Origin of the sequence: Trabulsiella odontotermitis (assembly GCF_030053895.1) — a bacterium.
Taxonomy (GTDB): Bacteria; Pseudomonadota; Gammaproteobacteria; order Enterobacterales; family Enterobacteriaceae; genus Trabulsiella; species Trabulsiella odontotermitis_C.
On the sequence record NZ_CP125781.1, the window covers coordinates 209310 to 232495 of the forward strand.

24 protein-coding genes are annotated in these 23186 nt (G+C 56.1%); 14 read left to right on the top strand and 10 right to left on the bottom strand.

The window, feature by feature from the left end:
• The first annotated feature begins 1 nt into the window (after position 1).
• Genes arnC through arnF form a run of 6 tightly spaced genes read left to right on the top strand, consistent with a single transcriptional unit; the run spans position 2 to position 6233 of the window.
• Entirely contained in the window at positions 2-985 is a 984-nt protein-coding gene (gene arnC / locus QMG90_RS00950) for an undecaprenyl-phosphate 4-deoxy-4-formamido-L-arabinose transferase (protein WP_283283859.1), read from the top strand.
• Entirely contained in the window at positions 982-2967 is a 1986-nt protein-coding gene (arnA, locus tag QMG90_RS00955) for a bifunctional UDP-4-amino-4-deoxy-L-arabinose formyltransferase/UDP-glucuronic acid oxidase ArnA (RefSeq protein ID WP_283282311.1), read from the top strand. Before arnC ends, arnA begins: the two co-directional genes overlap by 4 nt.
• A complete protein-coding gene (gene arnD / locus QMG90_RS00960) occupies positions 2964-3866 on the top strand; it encodes a 4-deoxy-4-formamido-L-arabinose-phosphoundecaprenol deformylase (RefSeq protein ID WP_283282313.1) in 903 nt (300 codons plus the stop codon). Before arnA ends, arnD begins: the two co-directional genes overlap by 4 nt.
• Complete coding sequence (gene arnT, locus QMG90_RS00965) at positions 3863-5518, top strand: lipid IV(A) 4-amino-4-deoxy-L-arabinosyltransferase (protein ID WP_283282315.1); 1656 nt, start codon at positions 3863-3865, stop codon at positions 5516-5518. Before arnD ends, arnT begins: the two co-directional genes overlap by 4 nt.
• Positions 5515-5853 carry a 4-amino-4-deoxy-L-arabinose-phosphoundecaprenol flippase subunit ArnE gene (gene arnE / locus QMG90_RS00970; protein WP_283282317.1) on the top strand — a complete coding sequence of 113 codons (339 nt, stop codon included), beginning with the start codon at positions 5515-5517 and terminating at the stop codon, positions 5851-5853. The genes arnT and arnE overlap by 4 nt, the downstream gene beginning before the upstream one ends.
• Positions 5853-6233, top strand: coding sequence for a 4-amino-4-deoxy-L-arabinose-phosphoundecaprenol flippase subunit ArnF (gene arnF / locus QMG90_RS00975; RefSeq protein WP_283282319.1), 381 nt, complete (start codon positions 5853-5855; stop codon positions 6231-6233). The genes arnE and arnF overlap by 1 nt, the downstream gene beginning before the upstream one ends.
• Here arnF and QMG90_RS00980 read toward each other — a convergent pair.
• Positions 6230-7279: an AI-2E family transporter gene (locus QMG90_RS00980; protein ID WP_283282321.1), complete on the bottom strand. Its 1050-nt coding sequence runs from the start codon at positions 7277-7279 to the stop codon at positions 6230-6232. The two genes, arnF and QMG90_RS00980, sit on opposite strands and share 4 nt — an antisense overlap.
• Before the next feature lie 129 nt (positions 7280-7408).
• Between QMG90_RS00980 and QMG90_RS00985 the strand changes: the two genes are divergently transcribed.
• Positions 7409-8629 (top strand): MFS transporter, encoded by a 1221-nt coding sequence (locus tag QMG90_RS00985; protein WP_283282322.1) that lies wholly within the window; start codon positions 7409-7411, stop codon positions 8627-8629.
• Here the strand turns inward: QMG90_RS00985 and QMG90_RS00990 are convergent, their stop codons facing one another.
• Positions 8630-9187 (bottom strand): DcrB family lipoprotein, encoded by a 558-nt coding sequence (locus QMG90_RS00990; RefSeq protein ID WP_283282324.1) that lies wholly within the window; start codon positions 9185-9187, stop codon positions 8630-8632. It lies immediately after the preceding gene.
• Positions 9188-9260: 73 nt separating this feature from the next.
• Positions 9261-9926 (bottom strand): 7-cyano-7-deazaguanine/7-aminomethyl-7-deazaguanine transporter, encoded by a 666-nt coding sequence (locus QMG90_RS00995; RefSeq protein WP_283282325.1) that lies wholly within the window; start codon positions 9924-9926, stop codon positions 9261-9263.
• Between the two features lie 169 nt (positions 9927-10095).
• Between QMG90_RS00995 and tusA the strand changes: the two genes are divergently transcribed.
• Positions 10096-10341, top strand: a complete 246-nt coding sequence (gene tusA / locus QMG90_RS01000; RefSeq protein ID WP_283282327.1) for a sulfurtransferase TusA — start codon at positions 10096-10098, stop codon at positions 10339-10341.
• A gap of 48 nt (positions 10342-10389) precedes the next feature.
• Here tusA and zntA read toward each other — a convergent pair whose 3' ends face one another.
• Both zntA and QMG90_RS01010 read right to left on the bottom strand, forming a co-directional pair.
• Positions 10390-12591, bottom strand: coding sequence for a Zn(II)/Cd(II)/Pb(II) translocating P-type ATPase ZntA (zntA, locus tag QMG90_RS01005; RefSeq protein ID WP_283282329.1), 2202 nt, complete (start codon positions 12589-12591; stop codon positions 10390-10392).
• Positions 12592-12668: 77 nt separating this feature from the next.
• The gene (locus tag QMG90_RS01010; protein ID WP_283282331.1) at positions 12669-13295 is read right to left on the bottom strand and encodes a lysoplasmalogenase; all 627 of its coding nucleotides are present in this window, start codon (positions 13293-13295) and stop codon (positions 12669-12671) included.
• A gap of 141 nt (positions 13296-13436) precedes the next feature.
• On the opposite strand from QMG90_RS01010, the gene QMG90_RS01015 reads away from it, so the two are divergent.
• Positions 13437-13796: a DUF2500 domain-containing protein gene (locus QMG90_RS01015; RefSeq protein ID WP_283282333.1), complete on the top strand. Its 360-nt coding sequence runs from the start codon at positions 13437-13439 to the stop codon at positions 13794-13796.
• 44 nt (positions 13797-13840) lie between these two features.
• On the opposite strand, the gene QMG90_RS01020 is transcribed toward QMG90_RS01015, so the two are convergent.
• Positions 13841-14116: a DUF1145 family protein gene (locus tag QMG90_RS01020; protein WP_283282335.1), complete on the bottom strand. Its 276-nt coding sequence runs from the start codon at positions 14114-14116 to the stop codon at positions 13841-13843.
• Positions 14106-14702, bottom strand: coding sequence for a 16S rRNA (guanine(966)-N(2))-methyltransferase (gene rsmD / locus QMG90_RS01025; protein WP_283282337.1), 597 nt, complete (start codon positions 14700-14702; stop codon positions 14106-14108). Before rsmD ends, QMG90_RS01020 begins: the two co-directional genes overlap by 11 nt.
• A gap of 185 nt (positions 14703-14887) precedes the next feature.
• Here rsmD and ftsY point away from each other — a divergent pair, with 185 nt between their 5' ends.
• The 4 genes from ftsY to rpoH all read left to right on the top strand — a co-directional run bounded on the left by ftsY (position 14888) and on the right by rpoH (position 19007).
• Positions 14888-16177, top strand: coding sequence for a signal recognition particle-docking protein FtsY (ftsY, locus tag QMG90_RS01030; RefSeq protein ID WP_283283860.1), 1290 nt, complete (start codon positions 14888-14890; stop codon positions 16175-16177).
• 2 nt (positions 16178-16179) lie between these two features.
• Positions 16180-16845, top strand: a complete 666-nt coding sequence (ftsE, locus tag QMG90_RS01035; protein ID WP_049849937.1) for a cell division ATP-binding protein FtsE — start codon at positions 16180-16182, stop codon at positions 16843-16845.
• Complete coding sequence (ftsX, locus tag QMG90_RS01040) at positions 16838-17896, top strand: permease-like cell division protein FtsX (protein WP_283282340.1); 1059 nt, start codon at positions 16838-16840, stop codon at positions 17894-17896. The genes ftsE and ftsX overlap by 8 nt, the downstream gene beginning before the upstream one ends.
• A gap of 256 nt (positions 17897-18152) precedes the next feature.
• Positions 18153-19007, top strand: coding sequence for an RNA polymerase sigma factor RpoH (rpoH, locus tag QMG90_RS01045; RefSeq protein ID WP_283282343.1), 855 nt, complete (start codon positions 18153-18155; stop codon positions 19005-19007).
• 52 nt (positions 19008-19059) lie between these two features.
• Here rpoH and pdxR read toward each other — a convergent pair whose 3' ends face one another.
• A complete protein-coding gene (gene pdxR / locus QMG90_RS01050) occupies positions 19060-20523 on the bottom strand; it encodes a MocR-like pyridoxine biosynthesis transcription factor PdxR (protein WP_283282345.1) in 1464 nt (487 codons plus the stop codon).
• A gap of 118 nt (positions 20524-20641) precedes the next feature.
• Between pdxR and QMG90_RS01055 the strand changes: the two genes are divergently transcribed.
• Entirely contained in the window at positions 20642-21907 is a 1266-nt protein-coding gene (locus tag QMG90_RS01055) for a 4-aminobutyrate--2-oxoglutarate transaminase (RefSeq protein ID WP_283282347.1), read from the top strand.
• Positions 21908-21939: 32 nt separating this feature from the next.
• On the opposite strand, the gene QMG90_RS01060 is transcribed toward QMG90_RS01055, so the two are convergent.
• Positions 21940-22617, bottom strand: coding sequence for a hypothetical protein (locus QMG90_RS01060; RefSeq protein WP_283282350.1), 678 nt, complete (start codon positions 22615-22617; stop codon positions 21940-21942).
• A gap of 6 nt (positions 22618-22623) precedes the next feature.
• Positions 22624-23184, bottom strand: a complete 561-nt coding sequence (locus QMG90_RS01065) for a M35 family metallo-endopeptidase (RefSeq protein WP_283282352.1) — start codon at positions 23182-23184, stop codon at positions 22624-22626.
• Positions 23185-23186: the final 2 nt, after the last annotated feature.

The following is a 23186-nucleotide window of genomic DNA, read 5'->3' on the forward strand; positions in this document are numbered from 1 at the left end:
TATGTTTAGCTATCCCCCCGTCCAGAAAGTGTCGGTGGTCATTCCTGTTTTTAATGAGCAGGAGAGCCTGCCGGAGCTGATCCGCCGTACCGACGCCGCCTGCGCGTCACTGGGGCGTGAATATGAAATTTTGCTGGTGGATGACGGCAGCAGCGACGACTCGGCGCAAATGCTCTGCGATGCCGCCGACGCTGAGGGCAGCCACATTGTCGCCGTGCTGCTCAACCGCAACTACGGTCAGCATTCGGCGATCATGGCGGGTTTCAGCCATGTCACCGGTGACCTGGTCATTACCCTCGATGCTGATCTGCAAAACCCGCCGGAAGAGATCCCGCGTCTGGTGGAAAAAGCCGACGAAGGTTACGACGTGGTCGGCACCGTACGCCAGAACCGTCAGGACTCCTTTTTCCGCAAAACCGCCTCGAAGATGATCAACCGCCTGATCCAGCGCACCACCGGTAAAGCGATGGGCGATTACGGCTGCATGCTGCGCGCTTATCGCCGCCACATCATCGACGCGATGCTCAACTGCCACGAACGCAGCACGTTTATTCCGATTCTGGCAAACACCTTCGCCCGCCGCGCCGTGGAGATCCCGGTGCTGCATGCCGAGCGTGAGTTTGGCGATTCTAAATACAGCTTTATGAGGCTGATTAACCTGATGTACGACCTGGTGACCTGTCTGACCACCACGCCGCTGCGCTTACTGAGCGTCTTCGGCAGCGTCATCGCGCTACTGGGCTTTGCATTCTCCATTCTGCTTATCGTGCTGCGTCTGGTGTTAGGTCCGCAATGGGCGGCGGAAGGGGTGTTCGTGCTCTTCGCCGTGCTGTTCATGTTTATTGGCGCCCAGTTTGTTGGCATGGGCCTGCTGGGTGAGTACATCGGCCGTATCTACAACGATGTGCGTGCTCGTCCCCGTTACTTTATTCAACGTGTCGTCCGCAAGAGCGAGACGGTATCTCAAGAGGAAGATCGGTCATGAAAGCAGTTGTATTCGCTTATCACGATATGGGTTGTGCGGGTATTCAGGCGCTGCTGGACGCCGGATACGACATTGAAGCGATTTTTACCCACCCGGATAACGCCAGTGAAAATCACTTTTTCGGCTCCGTGGCGCGTATTGCTGCCGAGCAGGGCATTCAGGTCTACGCGCCAGATGACGTAAACCATCCACTGTGGATCGAGCGTGTTCGCGCAATGAACCCGGACGTGATTTTCTCATTCTATTACCGCAACCTGCTGTGCAATGAGATCCTCTCTGCAGCCCGTCTGGGCGCGTTTAATCTGCATGGTTCGCTGTTGCCGAAATACCGGGGCCGCGCGCCGCTGAACTGGGTGCTGGTCAACGGTGAGAAAGAGACTGGCGTTACGCTGCACCGCATGACTGCGCGGGCCGATGCCGGCAATATTATCGCGCAGCATCGCGTGGCGATTGATGACGCAGACGCCGCACTGACCCTGCATCACAAGCTGCGCGACGCCGCAAAGGTGCTGCTGCATGACACGCTGCCAGCCATTCGTGAAGGCCATTTTAACGAGACAGCGCAGGATGAAAGCCTGGCGACGTATGTTGGTCGCCGTACCCCGGAAGACGGACGTCTGGACTGGGACAAACCCGCCGCTGAGCTGCACAACCTGGTGCGTGCAGTGTCCGACCCGTGGCCGGGCGCGTTTGGTTATGCTGGCGCCAACAAATTTATCGTCTGGAAATCCCGCCTGCACAGCGAGATGCAGGGCGCGAAACCCGGTACCGTACTGTCGGTCTCGCCGTTGATTGTCGCCTGTCGCGACGGCGCGCTGGAGATCGTCACCGGCCAGGCCGAGCATGGCGTTTACGTGCAGGGCGGTCAGCTGGCGCAGGCATTGGGGTTGGTGGCTGGTGCGCTGCTGAGCAGCAAGCCGGTTGTCGCCATTAAGCGCCGCACGCGGGTGCTGATCCTCGGCGTGAACGGATTTATCGGTAATCATCTCACTGAGCGTCTGCTGGCGGACGACAACTACGAAATTTACGGTCTGGATATCGGCTCCGACGCCATCAGCCGTTTCCTCGACTGCCCGCGTTTCCACTTCGTCGAGGGTGATATCAGCATTCACTCCGAATGGATTGAGTATCACATTAAAAAGTGCGACGTGGTGCTGCCGCTGGTGGCCATCGCCACGCCAATCGAATATACCCGTAACCCGCTGCGCGTGTTTGAGCTGGATTTCGAAGAGAACCTGAAAATCATCCGCGACTGCGTGAAGTACAACAAGCGCATCATCTTCCCGTCGACTTCTGAAGTGTACGGCATGTGCACCGACAACCATTTCGACGAAGACACTTCAAACCTGGTGGTCGGGCCGATCAACAAACAGCGCTGGATTTACTCCGTGTCCAAACAGTTGCTCGACCGGGTGATCTGGGCGTACGGCGACAAGCACGGGCTCAAATTTACCCTGTTCCGTCCGTTCAATTGGATGGGGCCGCGCCTCGACAACCTTAACGCTGCGCGCATCGGCAGCTCCCGCGCCATTACGCAGTTGATCCTCAACCTGGTGGAAGGCTCGCCGATTAAACTGATTGAAGGCGGCAAGCAGAAACGCTGCTTTACGGACATCAGCGACGGTATTGAAGCGCTGTTCCGCATCATCGAAAACAAAGAGGGGCGTTGCGACGGGCAGATCATTAACATCGGCAACCCGGACAACGAAGCGAGCATTAAAGCGCTGGCGGAGATGCTGCTGGCGAGCTTTGAACGTCACCCGTTGCGCGACCGCTTCCCGCCATTCGCCGGTTTCCGTGAAGTGGAAAGCAGCAACTACTACGGCAAAGGGTATCAGGACGTAGAGCACCGTAAACCCAGTATCCGCAACGCGAAACGCTGCCTGAACTGGGTACCGGTGGTCGGAATGGAAAAAACCGTTGACGAAACGCTGGATTTCTTCCTGCGTACCGTCGAACTGACGGATGAAAAAGCCTTATGAAAAAAGTTGGCTTACGCATTGATGTGGATACCTTTCGCGGCACCCGCGAAGGGGTTCCCCGCCTGTTGACGTTGCTCCGTGAGCACGACATTCGCGCAAGCCTCTTTTTTAGTGTGGGGCCGGACAACATGGGGCGTCATCTCTGGCGCCTGCTGAAACCCAAATTCCTCTGGAAAATGCTGCGTTCGCGCGCGGCATCGCTCTATGGCTGGGATATTTTGCTGGCAGGCACCGCCTGGCCCGGGCGCAACATCGGTATCGGCAATGCCCGTATCATTTGCGCGGCAGCGAAGGAGCATGAGATAGGCCTCCATGCCTGGGATCATCATGCCTGGCAGATGTGGAGCGGAGTCTGGCCGCAATCGCGCATGGAAGTGGAAATTGCCCGTGGCTTGCAGGCGCTGGAAGCGATTATCGACCGTCCGGTGACCTGCTCGGCCGTGGCGGGCTGGCGCGCTGACCAGCGCGTAGTGAACGCAAAAGAGGCGTTTGGTTTTCTCTACAACAGCGATTGTCGTGGCACACGGCCGTTTTTGCCCCGGCTCGATAACGGCGAAGCGGGTACGGTGCAGATCCCGGTGACGCTGCCGACGTGGGACGAAGTGGTAGGCAGTACGGTGAGCGCCGATGGATTTAACCGTTACCTGCTGGACCGCATTCATCAGGATAATGGCGTGCCGGTCTATACCATTCATGCGGAAGTGGAAGGGATCGTTGGCGCGCCGCAGTTTGCGGCACTGCTTGCCCAGGCAAAACAGGAAGGCATTGTTTTTTGCCCGCTCAGCCAGATGCTGCTGGAGAGCTTCAGCTCGCTGCCGTTGGGCGATATTGTGCGTGGCGAAATTGCAGGCCGGGAAGGCTGGCTTGGGTGTGAACATTTACGAGAACCCGGTTTATGAAATCACTGCGCTATGGCGTTTCACTGGTTATTCTTTTTGCGCTGTATTACCTGATCCCGCCCCATTTCCGTCTGCTCTGGCAGCCGGACGAAACCCGTTATGCTGAAGTGAGCCGCGAAATGCTCGCCTCCGGCGACTGGATCGTGCCGCACCTTTTAGGGCTGCGTTATTTCGAAAAACCGATCGCCGGTTACTGGATCAATTCCATCGGTCAGTGGCTGTTTGGCGACAGCAATTTTGCGGTGCGCTTTGGGTCGGTGTTTTCCATCACGCTGACGGCATTGCTGGTTGCCTGGCTGGCATGGAAACTGTGGCGGGACAAGAAAACCGCGGTGCTGTCAGCAGTGATTTTCCTCACCGCGTTTCTGGTGTACGGCATCGGCACGTACGCGGTGCTTGACCCGATGATCACCCTCTGGCTGGTGCTGGCGATGTGCAGTTTCTGGGCGGCGTCGCAATCGGCCACGCGTGGCGGAAAAATCGGCGGTTATCTGCTGTTGGGCTTCGCCTGCGGCATGGGGGTGATGACCAAAGGCTTTCTGGCGCTTGCTGTGCCGGTGATCGGCGTGTTGCCGTGGGTGATTGTGCAAAAACGCTGGCGCGAGGTGCTGACTTACGGCTGGCTGGCGGTGCTGGTATGCGTGCTGACCGTACTGCCCTGGGGGCTGGCGATCGCCCAGCGTGAGCCGGATTTCTGGCGCTACTTTTTCTGGGTTGAACATATTCAGCGCTTCGCGAAGAGCGACGCGCAGCACAAAGCGCCATTCTGGTATTACCTGCCGTTTCTGATTGCCGGGAGTCTGCCATGGCTGGCGCTACTGCCCGGCGTGCTGAAGCGCGGCTGGCGGGATAATAACGGCCTTCGCGCGGAGTTTTACCTGTTGGGCTGGGTGGTGATGCCGTTGCTGTTTTTCAGCATCGCGAAGGGAAAACTGCCGACTTACATTCTGCCCTGCTTTGCGCCGCTGGCGATACTGATGGCACGCTACGCGCAGGAGGCAGTGACGCGCGGTAGCCGGGCGCTGACGGTCAACGGCGTCATCAATATCGTGGTTGGCCTGACAGGGCTGGCGGCGGTGCTGGTGGTCTCGCCGTGGGGCATGCTCAAACACCCGGTCTGGACACCAATCGAACTGTATAAGTGCCTGCTCGCGGCCATCGCTTTTGGCGTCTGGGCGTTAATGGGCTGGCTGGCTATCAAAGACGGCGTGCAGCGCTGGGCGCTGGCGGCCTGCTGCCCGATGGGCATTGCGCTGCTGGTGGGCTTTGCCATCCCGGATCGGGTGATTGATGGCAAACAGCCGCAATTCCTGATCGACATCGTCAGTGAATCGCTGATACCCAGCCGCTACGTGCTGACCAATGAAGTCGGCGTCGCTGCCGGGCTGGCGTGGCAGCTGAAACGTAACGATATCATCATGATGGGCATGCGCGGCGAACTGGAGTATGGTCTGTCTTATCCGGAAGGAAAGTCCCGCTATATCGATAAATCCGACTTCAGCGCCTGGCTGGAACAGCACCGCCAGCAGGGGCCGGTTTCGCTGGTGCTGAAATTAGAGAGAGGGCAAACCATCGCTGAACTGCCGCTGCCGAAGCCCGACCATATCTATGTGATGGGGCGGATGGCCTTTATTCAGTATCTACCGCAATGACGGCGTGGATCTGTCTCGTGCTGGCGAGCCTGCTGAGTTGCCTCGGTCAGCTGTGCCAGAAACAGGCTACGCACCCGGCAAAAACCGGGGCGCGCGGGCGGCATATTGTTCTCTGGCTGGGGCTGGCGCTGCTGATGCTCGGCGGCGGTATGCTGCTGTGGCTGCTGGTGCTGCAGCGCGTTCCTGTCGGTATCGCCTACCCGATGCTGAGCCTTAACTTCGTCTGGGTCACGCTGGCGGCGCGTCTGGTCTGGCGTGAGCCAGTGGCGTTGCGCCACTGGACCGGCGTCGCGCTGATTATTGCCGGTATTGTCATTCTCGGGGGGAGCGTCTGATGGGCATTCTCTGGGCGTTACTGAGTGTGATTCTGGTCAGCGCAGCGCAACTGACGCTGCGCCATGCGATGTTGCAGTTTCCCCCGGCGACCTCGCCAGTGCTGTTTTTGCAGCATCTGCTGCAGGCGGCGCCGGGTTCGCTACCGCTGCTGCTCGGCCTGCTGGGTTATCTCGCCTCAATGGTGTGCTGGTATTTCGCCCTTCACCGTTTGCCGCTCTTTCGTGCCTATGCGCTGTTAAGCCTCAGCTACATTCTGGTCTGGGTCGCGGCGATAACGCTTCCTGGCTGGCATGAGCCGTTTTCCTGGCGTGCGCTGTTCGGCGTTGTGGTGATTGTGGCTGGGGTGATGGTGATTTTCACCCCGCAGAAGAAACGCTAGCCGGGCAGGCGGCTTTTTGGTCGCCCCGGCCCAAGCAGGATTGCCATTTTGCTGCCGCCCGTCGTGGTCTCCATCCAGATTTTACAGACACTGGTCAGCGGCACCGAGAGTAGCATACCGACCGGCCCTAACAGCCAGCCCCAGATCAGCAACGACAGGAACACCACCAGCGTCGACATACCTAACCGGTGGCCCATCATGCGCGGCTCGACGATATTACCCAGCACCATATGCACGGCAAAGAACAACGCCCCGACCATCAGACACTCGTAATAACCGTTGAATAAGAACGCCTGAATCATCGGCGGAATAGCGGACAGCACCGCGCCGATATTCGGCACATAATTGAGCAGAAACGCCAGTACGCCCCACATCAACGCAAACTGGATGTCCAGCAACGCCAGCCCCAGCCAGACAATCGCCCCGGTCCACAGGCTGAGCAGCGTTTTCAGCGCCAGATAATGCGACACCCCTTTCAGCGCCCGGTGCAGCCCGGCGATGTGGATCTGCGGCTGCGCGAGAGCGAAACGCAGTTTGTACGGCACATGGCGCACTTCGAACAGCATAAACACCACGGTCATCATCAGCAGCAAAATGCTGGCCATCGCCCCGGACAACCCGGCCATCATGGTGGTGGCAAAGGTCATCATTTTGTCGGAGTCCATGCGCTGCAGCAGTCGTTCGGGTGACATGCGCAGGTGCAGGAACGGCAGCGTTTCCTGGATATCAATCAGCTTGCGGGTCAGCTCCTTGTTGTATTTCGGCATCATTGCGATGAATTCGTTGATCGAGGCCGCCAGCACGCCGACCAGCGCGGTGAGTACGCACAGCATCACGACCACGACGATGGTAATCGCCACCGGGCGCGACAGACCACGGCGGATAAACCAGCGCACCAGCGGGTTGAGGATGATGGCGAAAAAAAGCGCCATCAGCAGTTGAACGATGATATCAGCCGCGGCATGAATGCCTGCCAGAATGACAACAAGCGACGCCAGTTTGAGTAGGATGTGCAATCCCGCTTTGTCGGGAACAGTGGAAGTCATAGTCGTGTCCTTTACGATGGTCGCCATTAAGTGTAGCGGCTCGTTGCGGGCTTACTGTCTGAAAATCGGTGCGAAAACGCGTTTCGTCATGCAATAATGAAACACGGTTGTGGAAATCCGGGTAACGCTATGCCTGACTCCGTCGCGGGGCAAGAACTGACGGGCTTGCGCCTTAACTTACGCATCGTCTCTGTTGCGATTTTCAATTTTGCCAGCTATCTCACCATCGGTCTGCCGCTGGCGGTGCTGCCCGGCTACGTCCATGACGTGATGGGGTTCAGCGCCTTCTGGGCGGGGCTGGTGGTGAGTATTCAGTATTTCGCCACGCTGCTCAGCCGCCCTCACGCGGGGCGTTATGCCGATCTCCTTGGGCCGAAAAAAGTGGTGGTGTTTGGGTTGTGCGGTTGCTTCCTCAGCGGCGTCAGTTATTTGCTCGCCGGGTTCGGCAGCGGCTGGCCGATCCTCAGTCTTATTCTGTTGTGCGTGGGTCGCCTGATTCTCGGCGTCGGGCAGAGCTTCGCCGGTACCGGCTCCACGCTGTGGGGCGTCGGTATGGTGGGGTCGCTGCATATCGGGCGGGTGATTTCGTGGAATGGCATCGTGACCTACGGCGCGATGGCGATGGGGGCGCCGCTGGGTGTGCTCTGCTATCAGTACGGAGGATTGCACGGGCTGTCGCTGACCATCATTGCCGTGGCGTTGGTGGCCATTCTTGGCGCGCTGCCGCGTCCGGCAGTGAAAGCGGGCAAGGGCAAACCGATGTCGTTTCGCGCCGTGCTCGGGCGCGTCTGGCTGTATGGCATGGCGCTGGCGCTCGCCACCACCGGTTTTGGCGTGATCGCCACTTTCATCACTCTGTTTTATGACGCAAAAGGCTGGGATGGCGCGGCCTGGGCGCTGACCTTTTTTAGTGTGGCGTTCGTCGGCACGCGATTGCTGTTTCCCAATGGCATTAACCGTCTCGGCGGGCTGAACGTGGCGATGATCTGCTTTGTGATTGAAATTGTTGGCCTGCTGCTGGTGGGCGTTGCTGAGTCGTCGCTGGTGGCGAAAATCGGCACGTTCCTCGCGGGTGCAGGTTTCTCGCTGGTTTTCCCGGCGCTCGGCGTGGTGGCGGTAAAAGCGGTGCCTCAGCAGAATCAGGGCTCTGCGCTGGCGACCTACACGGTGTTTATGGACATGTCGCTGGGGATCACCGGGCCGCTGGCCGGGCTGATGATGGCGTACGCGGGCGTGTCGATGATTTATCTGGCGGCGGCGGGGCTGGTGGTTGTGGCGCTGTTGCTGGTCTGGCGGTTAAAAAAATGGCCCCCGGTCACGGAACCGGAGGCCGCGTCGTCAACAGAGTAATTACTGGATGACGAGAGTGTTAATGATGTTTTCCGCCGCGGTCTGCGCCTGCTGCTGATTGTCGGCAGGCAGCGTGACCTGCATCGTCAGCAGTTTGTTGTCGACTTTACCCAGCACGACGGACGAATAAGCCGTTTGCCCTTTGGCAGAAATAATGCTGTCGAGTTGCTGCAGTGTGTGGCCTTTCAGTTCGATGGATTTATTGGTTACCACCTGCAACTGTGGGTCACGGTTACGCTGCTGATCTTCCAGACGCTTCGCCAGCAGAGATAAATCTTCTTTTGTGTCGTCGCCCACAATCACAATGACCGCTTTCTGCCCGGTGGCATCAGAGTAAACATGCATATTGTTGGCTTGCGTCCCCAGCTTGCCGCTCTGGTCGGTCATATCCGCCGGCAGAGAGAATGTGAGTTTGCCGTCCAGCAGACTCACCGGCTGGCCTGACGCGTTGCTTTCAGCGTTCGAACCCTGGGCAGGCGCTTTCGTGTCGCTGTTATCACAGGCCGCAAGCACCATCACCAGCAGGCCAATACCGACATACTTAACCAAATTGCGCATTGACTTCTTCCTTTCGATAAACGGCCATTAATGGCTCATTTAGATATCTTATCACAACCGCAGACGCGAAATTTTACCCCGCTTGCAATGGTGACAATTCAGATTTATCTGTCAGCCTTTTCAATAGCATATTCAGCAGAACGCCGTACATCGGCAGGAAGAAAATCAGGCTGATAAGCACCTTGAAGCTGTAGTCCACCAGCGCGATTTCCACCCAGTGCGCCGCCATAAAGGGATCCGTGCTGCGCCAGAAAGCGATAAAGAAGAAAGCGAGCGTGTCGCTGATGTTGCCGAACAGCGTTGAGGCAGTCGGCGCCAGCCACCAGTGGCGGCTCTGACGCAAGCGGTTAAAGACATGAACGTCAAGAATTTGCCCCAGCGCATAGGCCATAAAACTGGCGGTAGCGATACGTGCCACAAACAGGTTGAAGGTGCCGAGCGCAGCAAAACCCTGCCATTCGCCCATGTAAAACAGCGCCGAAACCACGTAGGAAATCAGCAGCGCAGGCACCATCACGGCAAAAATAATGCGTCGGGCCAGCGGCGCGCCAAAAATGCGCACAGTCAAATCGGTGGCAAGAAAGATGAAAGGAAAGCTGAACGCGCCCCAGGTGGTGTGAAAACCAAAAATGGTGATTGGCAACTGAACCAGATAGTTACTGGAGGTGATCACCAGCAGGTGAAATAGCGAAAGCCAGATCAGCGCGTTTTTACGCTGCATTACAGAAAACGTTCTCATTGTTGACCTTTTTAGTAGTTGGGGTGAGGGAACCCAATGTATTTCGAGGCAGGATTGTACTGCGTTCTGTGCTGCGATCAATGGCTAATTTTCACGCAATCGTTAACCTCGCTTGCATCAGGCAAGCGGCGGCGTAAACTGGTGCCGTTTTTTACCTCGTGAGATAACAATGACCGATTCGTTCTCCAGCCCTGATCACACGCTTGATGCGCAAGGGCTCCGCTGTCCTGAACCTGTGATGATGGTGCGTAAAACCGTGCGTACGATGCAGATCGGCGAAACGCTGCTGATTATTGCCGACGATCCGGCCACAACGCGTGATATTCCTGGCTTTTGTCGCTTTATGGAGCACGAACTGGTGGCGCAGCAGACCGACGCGTTACCGTATCGTTATCTGCTGCGCAAAGGTCACTGAGCGCAGCCCCTGCGTAGGCCGGGTCAGGCGTAGCCGCCACCCGGCATGTTATTTATCCCTTAATAATCTCAGCGCGTTGGCGGTCACCAGTACCGTCGCGCCGGTATCCGCCAGCACCGCCAGCCACAACCCGGTGATCCCCAGTAACGTCGTGACGAGGAAAATCGCTTTCAGCCCCAGTGCTATCGTGATGTTCTGACGAATATTGGCGTGGGTGGCGCGGGCGAGACTAATCATTTGCGCCAGCCCGGTCAGGCGGTTATGCGTCAATGCGGCATCGGCAGTTTCCAGCGCCACGTCGGTGCCGCTGCCCATTGCAATACCAATGGTTGCGGCTTTCATCGCCGGGGCGTCGTTAATACCGTCGCCGACCATCGCCAGTGGCGCGTTGGCGTTCAGCGCCGTCACCGCGGTGACTTTATCGGCGGGCAGCAGTCCGGCGCGGAAATCGATCCCCAACTCACCGGCAATCGCCGCCGCTGCGCGCGGATTATCGCCGGTCAGGATCACCCCTTGCACGCCAAGCTGATGCAGCGCATCCACCGCGTCACGGGCGTCATCGCGCAGCGTATCGCGCATCGCCAGAATACCCAACAGCGTGTTGTCGCGAGAAACCATCACTACCGTCTGCCCGGCGCTTTCCAGTGCCTGAATGCGTTCTTCATATTCACCTGCCGGGAACTTGCCCGCGGCACAAATCAACACGCGCCCACCATTGACCTCCGCTTCAATCCCGGAGCCTGCCAGTGCGCGCTGGTTGGCGGCAAGTGGCAGCACCAACTGGCGTTGCAGCGCTTCCTGCACAATCGCCTGCGCCAGCGGATGGCTGGAACCCTGTTCCACTGCGGCCGCCAGCGTCAGCAGATCGTTTTCATTGATATTGTTCGTTGTGACGATAGTGGTGACGCGCGGTTTGCCCACTGTCAGCGTCCCGGTTTTATCAAACGCGACATGTCTGATGCGGCCCAACTGTTCCAGCGCCGCGCCGCCTTTGATCAGCGCCCCGCGTCTTGCGGCGGCAGCGAGACCGGAAGTGATAGCCGCCGGCGTGGAGATCACCAGCGCACACGGGCAACCAATCAGCAGCAGCGTTAACCCTTTGTAGATCCACGGCAACCAGCCAGCGGCGAAAAACAGCGGCGGCACAATAGCGACCAGCAAGGCAACGGCCATGATCGCCGGGGTATAAATCCGGCTGAAGCGGTCAATAAAGCGCTCAATGGGCGCGCGTTTCTCTTCGGCTTCTTCAATCAGACGCAGAATACGGTCGATGGCGCTGTCGCCGGGTTCGGAGATCACTTCAAGCTGCACAAGACGGTCGACACTGGTCGCCCCGGCCGCCACGCTGTCGCCTGCGGCGCGCTCTACCGGCACCGATTCACCGGTTAATGCGCTTTCATCAAAACTGGCGAAGGGCGAGATCAGTTTACCGTCAGCGGGCAGACGCCCACCTGCCGCGACTTCAATGACGTCACCCGGGCGCAGCGCGCTCTGGTCGACGGTTTCCCGCTGACCGTCACGCAGGCGGATCGCGGTTTCGGGTTTCAGTGCCATCAGCGCGCTGACGCCCTGACGCGCCCGGCTTGCTGCCCAGCCTTCAAGCCGCTCACCGATTAAAAACAGCAGCAGCACCATCGCCGCTTCTGCCGTCGCGCCGATAAACAGCGCGCCGATGGCCGCCACGCTCATCAGCGTTTCAATGGCAAACCAGCTGCCACTCTTCATCAGGCGCAACGCCTGACGGGCGATGGGGTACAACCCGACCAGTGTGGTGGCGATAAAGGCGATGTTGCCCAGCGGATGATTGAACTGCGCAAGACCCCAACTGATGGCCATCATCACGATGAGCAGGATCAGCGGCAGGTTTTCCTGTAAACGAGACGGTGCAGGCGCCGGAGGCGTGTTTTCGGTGCGCAGCGAATACCCCGCGCGGGTCACGGCGTTTTCCACCCGCGAACGGACGTCGCCGCTGGCATCGACCAGCAGTTTTTCAGTGGCAAACACCACCTGAACCTGGCTGACGCCGCTGACCTGGCGCACTGCCGTTTCGACTTTGCGCGCACAGGCAGCGCAGTCCATTCCGTCAACCACCCAGCTGTAGCGGGTGCCAGTGGTGGGCGTTTCTGCTACTGGCGCCGGGGTATCGCAACTGCCGTCGCAGCAGCACTCATTCGCTTTTTCGACGACCGGCGCGATTTTGAATGACGTGAATTGTGGGGCCTTTTTGCCGTCTGATTCTGAAGTCGACATGGCATCCTCCGTTAATGATAATTTTCTCATTAACGGGAAGGATACACTCTGGAGTCGACTCCAGAGTCAAGCGCTAATTACAGATAAAGCGAACGAACAATCAGGAAGTGCCCGGCAAAGTAGCAAGCGGCGGCAATCGCGCTGTCCGCTTTGAACCGATGGCGGTAATGACTGACCATCCAGACGATATTGCCCACCAGCAACAATCCGGCCCCCAGGAAACCGGACAGCGCCGGGCTGGTGGGCCGCAGGAACCACAGCTCGCCCGCAATCCACACCATTACCAGGGTCATCGCGATAAACGTCAGCACTGGTACACGGAACTCTTCCAGTCGGGTCCAGATCACCGCAATCAGCAGCGCGCCGATGATGATAAGCGCCAGCGGCAACGGCCAGAAGAAAGAGAGCGTCATCTGGCTGGCAAAATAGATGGTATACAACAGGTGCGACAGGAAAAACGCGCCGATGGCGTACAGCAGCCGCTGACGGGGCAGCAGCGTTAACGCATCGCCCACCAGTGAAGCACACAGGCCCGCCAGCACCAGATAGCTGATGGTGTCGAACATCGGCGCCTGCAGCGCCAGCAGCAGAAGCAGGATCAGGGTGACGGGTTTGAATACCCAGCGTTGCCAGACGGGGCCGCGATACGACGCATCGACGTACAACCAGCCGGATAAACAGACAGCAATAAACGACCAAAGCATAGTAAGTCCCTGTATCTGTTATTGTTGAATGAGCAGTACGCTCAAGGCTCTTCCCTCCAGTGTAGTGCTCCGGGTACAGGGATGACAATGCAAGGGATGCCGCGGTATGCTGATTTCCGTAAATTCTTATGGGACTGATGAATGAGTAAAATGCCGCTGTTTTTTGTCGTGGTGGTGGCGATTATCGTCGTTGCCGCGTCGTTTCGTTACGTCCAGCAGCGTCGTGAAAAGATGGATAACGACGCCGCGCCGCTAATGCAAAAGCGGGTGGTGGTGAGCAACAAGCGAGAGAAGGTGCTGGACGATCGCCGTTCACGCCAGCAGATTGTCGCCCCGGCGGGCAGCAGTATGCGTTATGACGTCAGCTTTAAACCGGAAAACGGCGGGCTGGAGATGACGTTCCGCCTGAACGAAAAACAGTACCACCAGTTGACCGTGGGCGATAAGGGAACGCTGAGTTACAAAGGGTCAAGGTTTGAGGGATTTACTGCAGAAGATTGATCTTCGTAGGCCCGGTAAGCGAAGCGCCACCGGGCTAAAACAGCTTATTTCTTTATCTGTGCCTTAAATTTTTTCTGCCACACCAGCAACTCAAACACCCCAAAGAGGAAAATACGGACTTTTTCCCAGGTGGTCATTTGCGGGCCGTCTTTCGGCAGCGTCGTTTTCAGCAGCGCCATTTGCATGCCGTGCATCAGCACCATAAATACCAGCGCGACATTAACAAAAATATTCAGCGGACGCGGAAACGGCTGCACCAGATTCAGTAGCAGAAACGCCCAGACAAACAGCATCAGCAGGCGTCCTATATTAATCAGCATCGTTTTCTCCTTGCGTTTCCCGATGATACAAACGGTAAGCGACCTGTCCCGCCACTTTTTCCCGATGCAAATCCCAGCTGGCGGGCACCGGCGGTAAACCGTTTTCTACTTCACTTTCGACATAAATCAGCGCGTCATCAGCCAGCCAGCCGTTGCTTTCCAGCAGATGCAGCGTCTCCTCCAGCAACCCTTTACGGAACGGCGGATCGATAAACACGACATCGTGCGGTGTGCCAGGCTGCGCCAGAAAAGTCAGCGAATTGGTATTCACGACCCGGGCGTTGGCTGCTTTCAGTGTGGCAAGATTTTTCTGTAATTGCCGGGAAACGTCGCGATCCATTTCCAGTAGTGTGGCGCTGGCAGCATAGCGGGAGAGGGCTTCAAGCCCCAGCGCGCCGCTACCGGCAAAGCAGTCGAGACAACGTGCATCGACCATATGCGGCGCCAGCCAGTTAAACAAGGTTTCGCGGACCCGGTCGGTCGTTGGGCGCAGACCGGGGCTGTCAGGCACCGGTAGCTTTCGACCGCGCCATTGCCCGCCGATAATGCGGATCTGGCCGCTGCCCGCGTGATTAGGTTTCTTCATTTTATTGCTCAGTTCACTCTTTTCCCCTGCTATTCTAGCGATGAGAGGCGGTTGGCGAAACCTTAATGCGGTGATGCGCGCTAAGTTAAGTGGTAGACTACACCGCTAAATTATTATTTTTTTCAGCCCCCTGTTTGCGATAAGGCGGCTGTGCCATGAATCAACAGCGAGGAGTGTGGTCGCCAATGGCAAAAGAGAAAAAACGTGGCCTGTTTTCCTGGCTGGGTCTTGGCCAGAAAGAGCAGGCGCAGGAAACCGACGTTGAACAGCAGGCAGACGAACAACAGGCGATAGCGGAAGAACAGCAAGAAGAAACGACTGTTGAGCCTGCGGTTGAGGATGTTGCTGAGGTTATCGAAGACGAACCGGCGCCAGAGGCCGCGATCGCGCATGAAGAACTGCCGTTGCCGGAAGACGACGAACCGGTGATTTCGGACGACGAACTGGAAGTGCAGGCGCTGGCGGCGGCCGACGCGGCGGAAAACGCCATTGATGGTGAAGCTGACGCTGAGCCGGTCGCGGGCGTCACTCCGCAGGAGCAGGAAAAACCCACCAAAGAGGGCTTTTTCTCGCGCCTGAAGCGCAGTCTGTTAAAGACCAAAGAAAATCTCGGTTCCGGATTTATCAGCCTGTTCCGCGGCAAGAAAATCGACGATGATCTGTTTGATGAGCTGGAAGAACAACTGCTGATTGCGGATGTCGGCGTGGAAACAACCCGTAAGATCATCACCAATCTGACGGAAGGTGCGAGCAGCAAACAACTGCGCGATGCCGAAGCGCTGTACGGTCTGCTGAAAGATGAGATGGGCGATATCCTCGCAAAAGTGGATGAACCACTTAATATTGAAGGCAAAACACCGTTTGTTATTCTGATGGTTGGCGTTAACGGCGTGGGTAAAACCACCACCATCGGTAAACTGGCGCGCCAGTTTGAGCAGCAGGGTAAATCGGTGATGCTCGCGGCGGGTGATACCTTCCGTGCTGCCGCAGTTGAGCAGTTGCAGGTGTGGGGCCAGCGCAACAATATACCGGTGATTGCGCAGCATACCGGCGCTGATTCTGCCTCGGTGATTTTCGACGCCATTCAGGCGGCGAAAGCGCGCAACATTGATGTGCTGATCGCCGATACCGCTGGGCGTTTGCAGAACAAATCGCACCTGATGGAAGAGCTGAAGAAGATCGTCCGGGTGATGAAAAAACTCGACGAAGAGGCGCCGCACGAGGTGATGCTGACCATCGACGCCAGTACCGGGCAGAACGCCATTAGCCAGGCGAAACTGTTCCACGAAGCGGTTGGCCTGACCGGGATCACGCTGACCAAGCTTGACGGCACCGCGAAGGGCGGGGTGATCTTCTCCGTTGCCGATCAGTTCGGCATTCCGATCCGCTATATCGGCGTCGGCGAACGTATAGAGGACTTACGTCCGTTTAATGCGGGCGATTTTATTGAGGCACTTTTTGCCCGAGAGGACTAACAATGATTCGCTTTGAACATGTCAGCAAGGCCTATCTCGGTGGGAGACAAGCGTTGCAGGGGGTCACATTCCACCTGCAACCGGGCGAGATGGCGTTCCTGACCGGCCATTCCGGCGCGGGGAAAAGTACACTGCTCAAGCTGATCTGCGGGATTGAGCGTCCGAGCGCCGGAAAAATCTTGTTTAGCGGCCACGACATCACGCGGCTGAAAAACCGCGAAGTGCCGTTTCTGCGTCGTCAGATCGGCATGATATTCCAGGATCACCATTTGCTGATGGACAGAACCGTCTACGACAACGTGGCGATCCCGCTGATCATCGCTGGCGCCAGCGGTGATGACATCCGTCGTCGCGTGTCGGCGGCGCTGGACAAAGTCGGACTGCTTGATAAAGCGAAAAGTCTCCCGATTCAGCTTTCCGGCGGTGAGCAACAGCGCGTGGGCATTGCCCGTGCGGTGGTGAATAAACCGGCCGTCCTGCTGGCGGATGAACCTACCGGTAACCTGGATGAGGTATTGTCGGAAGGCATTTTGCGCCTGTTTGAAGAGTTCAACCGCGTGGGGGTTACTGTGCTGATGGCGACGCATGATCTGGGGCTGATCTCCAGTCGTTCCTATCGCATGCTGACGCTGAGCGACGGGCATTTGCATGGAGGCCAGGGTGAATAAACGCGAGGCAATGAATCATATCCGGCGGTTCAGCAATCGTTTTGACCGCGTTCGCTCGTCTGGCAGCGGGCAGGGCGATAGCAACCGCAATGCGCCAAAGCGCACCAGGGCGTCGACGAAACCCAACTCCCGTAAAACCAACGTCTTTAATGAACAAGTGCGCTATGCCTGGCAGGGCGCGTTACAGGATCTAAAAAGCACGCCGCTGGCGACGTTCCTGACGGTGATGGTTATCGCCATCTCCCTGACGTTGCCGAGCGTCTGCTACATGGTCTACAAAAACGTCAACAGCGCGGCGGCGCAGTATTATCCGTCACCGCAGATCACCGTGTATCTGGAAAAAACACTGGATGACGACGCCGCCGCGCAGGTGGTGGCGCAGCTCCAGGCCGAGCAGGGCGTGGAGAAGGTGAACTATCTGTCGCGAGAAGAAGCGCTGGGCGAGTTCCGCAACTGGTCAGGCTTTGGTGGCGCGCTGGATATGCTGGAAGAAAACCCGCTGCCTGCTGTTGCGGTGGTGATCCCGAAACTGGATTTTCAGGGGACTGAGTCACTGAACACGCTGCGCGATCGCGTGTCGCGCGTTCACGGCGTGGACGAAGTGCGAATGGATGACAGCTGGTTCGCGCGTCTGGCATCGTTAACCGGTCTGGTGGGGCGCGTGTCGGCGATGATCGGCGTGTTGATGGTGGCGGCGGTCTTCCTCGTCATCGGTAACAGCGTGCGTCTGAGTATCTTCGCCCGTCGAGACACCATCAACGTACAGAAGCTGATTGGCGCAACAGATGGGTTTATCCTGCGGCCGTTCCTCTACGGCGGTGCGCTGTTGGGTTTCTCCGGCGCGTTTTTGTCCCTCATTTTGTCTGAAATTCTGGTGATGCGGCTGTCGTCGGCGGTAACCGAAGTGGCCAAAGTGTTTGGCACCCAGTTCGAGCTGAGCGGCCTGTCATTCGATGAATGCCTGCTGTTGCTGCTGGTCAGTGCGATGATTGGCTGGGTGGCGGCTTGGCTGGCCACCGTACAACATTTACGCCACTTTACGCCGGAATAAAAAAATTCTGATATACTCTTTCCCTGCATCGAAAATCGCTCTGCAGGGAAGAGTCCCTGTTTCTCTCTTCCCCCGCATTATCATTTCTGTGTCACATTTTGTGCGTAATTTACCCACAAGGTTGCATTGAACTTGTGGATAAAATCACTGTCTGATAAAAGAGTGAATGCTAATCTCGTTGCTCATCAGTTCTGGCATGCTTGTTGCCTCTAAGAGGGACGGCACGGCTCAGAAGATACGAATTGAGAGGATTTGAATGACCAAAGAAATGCAAAATTTAGCTTTAGCCCCTGTTGGTAACCTGGAATCTTATATCCGGGCTGCGAACGCATGGCCGATGTTGTCGGCTGATGAAGAACGGGCACTGGCTGAAAGGCTGCATTACCAGGGCGATCTGGAAGCAGCTAAAACGCTGATCCTGTCTCACCTGCGCTTTGTTGTTCACGTTGCTCGTAATTATGCGGGCTACGGCCTGCCGCAGGCTGACCTGATCCAGGAAGGCAACATCGGTCTGATGAAGGCTGTGCGTCGCTTCAACCCGGAAGTGGGTGTGCGTCTGGTCTCCTTCGCGGTTCACTGGATCAAAGCAGAAATTCACGAATACGTGCTGCGTAACTGGCGTATCGTGAAGGTCGCCACCACCAAAGCACAGCGTAAGCTGTTCTTTAACCTGCGCAAAACCAAGCAGCGTCTGGGCTGGTTTAACCAGGACGAAGTGGAAATGGTTGCTCGCGAGCTGGGCGTTTCCAGCAAAGACGTGCGTGAAATGGAATCGCGTATGGCGGCACAGGACATGACCTTTGACATGTCGTCGGACGACGAGTCCGACAGCCAGCCGATGGCACCGGTACTCTATCTACAGGATAAATCTTCTAACTTTGCAGACGGCATTGAAGAAGATAACTGGGAAGATCAGGCTGCCAACAAACTGACCCACGCGATGGAAGGTCTCGACGCGCGTAGCCAGGATATCATCCGCGCCCGCTGGCTGGACGAAGACAACAAGTCCACGCTGCAGGAGCTGGCCGATCGCTACGGTGTTTCCGCCGAGCGCGTGCGACAGCTTGAAAAGAACGCGATGAAAAAACTGCGCGCTGCGATCGAAGCGTAACCGTATCGCCCAAATCGAGGCCGGGTAAAGGCGTAGCCGCCACCCGGCTTTATTATTTTATACAGCTCAGCAATACTTTAAACGCGCCTTCCATCTCTTCTTCTTTCATCGCCGCAAACCCCATCAGCAAACCGCGCCTCGCCGTTTTTTTCAGGTAGTAGCGTGAGAGCGGACGCACCAGTACGCCCTTTTCATTCGCCGTGCGGGCAATCGCCACGTCGTCGCAACCGTCGTCGAGCTTCAGCACCAGGTGCAAACCGGCGTTGTCGTTGAAGTCGCTGAGCGCCTCTTTCCCCAGATACGCCACAATCAATCCTGCCAGCCGCTGGCGGCGGCGGGCGTAGAGCAGGCGCATACGGCGGATGTGGGCGGTGTAATGCCCTTCGGCGATAAACTCCGCCAGCGTGGCCTGATCCAGCAATCTCCCGCCACGATACAGTTCTGCATGGGCGGTTTTCAGTGTTTGCGCCAGTACCTGCGGCAACACGACATACCCCAGGCGCAGACCGGGCCACATCGTTTTACTGAACGTCCCGGTGTAAATGACCGGCGCGTCCTCCACTAACCCCTGCAACGCCGGGATGGGCTGGCCGGAAAAGCGAAACTCGCTGTCGTAATCATCTTCAACAATCCAGCTACCGGTCTGGTGGGCGAGCGTGAGCAAACGCTGGCGGCGCTCCAGGCTCATGACGCAGCCGAGCGGATACTGGTGCGAGGGAGTGACGAATATCAGCCGGGGCGGCGTTTCAACGTCCTCGGGTGGGTTCATACCGCTTTTATCGACCGTAATTGCCTGCAGCTCTACGCCATTCATCTGTAGCACATTGCGGATGCCCCAGTAGGCAGGCTCTTCAATCCAGGCGTGATCGCCTGGGTTACACAACATACGCGATACCAGATCGATAGCCTGATGAATGCCTTCGGTGATGAGGATTTGATCCGGCGTACAGCGTACCGAGCGCGCCACGCGCAGATATTCCATTAGCGCCTGTTGTAGCGCCGGGCTGCCGCCGGATGGACTATAAGAAAACTGCATTGGCAGCGGTTTACGGCTGAGGCGATGATGAATTTTACGCAACAGCGTATGCGGGAACTCGCTGACGTCGGGAATGCCGGGCAGAAATGCGCCCCACTGACGCGGGCTGGCACTGCTATGCTCAAGAAGGCGCTGACCGCGTTGCGAGAATGTCACGCTCCGTGTTTTTCGGTTGCCCTCAGCACAGGGCTGAGAGGCAAACAGCAGGCTGTCTGGCACCGTCTGCGCCACAAAGGTGCCGCTGCCGGACCAGGAAACAAGATAGCCTTCGGCGCCCAGCTGTTCGTAGACGGTGAGGACCGTGTTTCGTGAAAGCGTAAGCTGCGCGGCGAGATCGCGCGACGGCGGTAAACGGCTCTGCGGCGGCAGACTGCCATCAAGAATCGACAGGCGGATCGCGTTATACAGCTTTTTATGCAGCTTACCTTCGCGCTGCTCATCCATCCGCAGTTGCAGGAGATCGCACACTAAAGAACGCAATTGGATCCCTCAATTATTCGAAACTGGTACTCGATTATAGGACCGCTTAAGGGGTAAAAACCGTGACATTGTTTCAAAGTTGTTAACACTGACCGAATCCATGATGGGGAACAGCAGCATGAAAAATAGCGAACTGAATCAGCGTCGTTTACAGGCAACGCCGCGCGGCGTGGGTGTGATGTGCGATTACTATGCGCAGCAGGCTGAGAACGCCACACTGTGGGATACCGAAGGGAATGAGGTTATTGATTTCGCCGCCGGGATTGCCGTGCTGAACACTGGCCATCGCCACCCGAAAGTGGTCGCGGCAATTGAAAAACAGCTTCAGGCCTTTACTCACACCGCTTACCAGATCGTTCCCTACGAAAGCTATGTCGCGCTGGCCGAACGTATTAACGCGCTGGCGCCGATTGCGGGTCCGGCAAAAACGGCGTTTTTCACCACCGGTGCCGAAGCGGTTGAGAACGCGGTGAAAATTGCCCGTGCTTACACCAGACGCCCGGGCCTGATCACCTTTGGCGGCGGTTTCCACGGCCGTACTTTTATGACCATGGCGCTGACCGGCAAAGTGGCGCCGTACAAAATCGGTTTTGGTCCGTTTCCTGGCTCGGTGTATCACGGCGTTTATCCCAACGCCGCGCACGGCGTGACTACCGCTGATGCGCTGAAGAGCCTGGATCGTATTTTTAAAGCGGATATCGCGCCCGATCAGGTCGCGGCGATCATTCTTGAGCCAGTGCAGGGCGAAGGCGGTTTCAATGTGGCGCCTGCCGATTTCATCCAGGGGCTGCGCACGCTGTGCGACACCCACGGTATTCTGTTGATCGCCGACGAAGTGCAGACCGGTTTTGCCCGTACCGGCAAACTGTTTGCCATGCAGCATTACGATGTGAAGCCGGATCTGATGACGATGGCGAAAAGCCTGGCGGGCGGGATGCCGCTCTCCGGCGTGGTCGGTCGTGCAGAAGTGATGGACGCGCCGGCGCCAGGCGGGCTGGGTGGCACCTACGCGGGTAACCCGCTGGCGGTCGCGGCAGCTCATGCCGTGCTGGATGTGATTGAAGAAGAGAACCTGTGCCAGCGCGCCAGCCAGCTCGGTCAGCATCTGACAGAAGTCCTGAGTAAAGCCAGACCGGAGTGTGCGTGGATCACTGATATCCGCGCGCAGGGGTCGATGGTGGCGGTGGAATTTAACGATCCGCAGACCGGCCAGCCTTCCCCGGAATATACCCGTCAGTTCCAGGAAAAAGCGATGAAAGAGGGGTTGCTGCTGCTGAGTTGCGGCGTGTACGGCAACGTCATCCGCTTCCTCTATCCGCTCACTATCCCTGATGAGCAGTTCCGCAAAGCGCTTGATATTATTTACCGCTCGCTGACCCGATAAACCGCCAGCCGCTCTTCGGAGCGGCTTTTTTATTAATAACCAGTTTTTATATTTCTGGCTATCTTATTACCATCGATCTTCAGGACGATACGATTTGAATTGATACTGATGTCATTTTCTTCTGTGGCGTTGTCAGGGTTAAATGAAACAGGAATATTCACCATGTGAATTTCATATTGATGCTCTCCAGGCAGGAAATGATAATACTCATCCAGATAAATACTATCATTAAATGTTTTGCCGGGTTCAATAATAATAAAGTCATCCGGATAAACATACTCCATTCCGAAATTTACATACGGTCCAAGATAGTCCAGTCGAATGCATTCAGATAGGATCGAGAAAACTGGATTAGCAATCCGTCCCTGGAAAGATAAATTTTTCTTAGGTACAATCAGAAGGTTATCTGTATGGTTTGGCAATGAAATATTAACGATGACATGATTGTCAGAGATATTTCCATCAATAGTAATCTGGACGAAAGCGTTCTCACTTTTCTGACTTTCATCATCATACAATGATGAGTTTGAATTATATTTTAATTCGGATTCTAATGGATAGATCTTTTCAATGTCATGTACTGTATTATTATAGATTTTTTTCCCATAACCATATAGAGGTTCTCCCTTACATATGCTCGTCTGTGCAAATGCATAAGAAGAAAAAGATACAAAAAGGAATAGTAATATATATTTTATTGATATTTTCATAATTAATTAAATGAAATACAACTCAAAATTATAAGAGTTTTGCATAGTCCTTTCATCTTTTAACTTTGCTAATTTTTTTGCGTATTGTTTTGGATTCTTTTCTCCTAAATCCTTAGTGCCAAGGATATCGTCAAAATGTGACATTTCATGACATAAAGTCACAACCTGAGAGTCTTGCCCAGTCAAAGGTGCTTTTGAAAATTTTCTTCCTATGTTTATTTTATGATCCAGATCAGTAGAGTTTACCGAGGCATAAACATTTTCATCGAGTTTGATAAAATTATCAAGTGGGATAGTTTCGTTCAAAGCAAGTTCTTTTTTTATACCATTTAATATCCATAGTCTGGCTTTTTCATTTTCAAAACCAAAAGTCTTTATAAATTTTATCTTTGCATCAGCATCCCATGCTTCAATTTCCTGCTTATATTTTAATAATATCTTATGCTGCTCTTTGAGAGCTTCTCTTATCATTTTTTTGAATGGATCAGTGATTTTTTGATGAAAAATATTATTTTGTTCAAGTGAGGTTGTCCCTATGGTTGCTTTTTCATCTTTACTATTTTCCATTG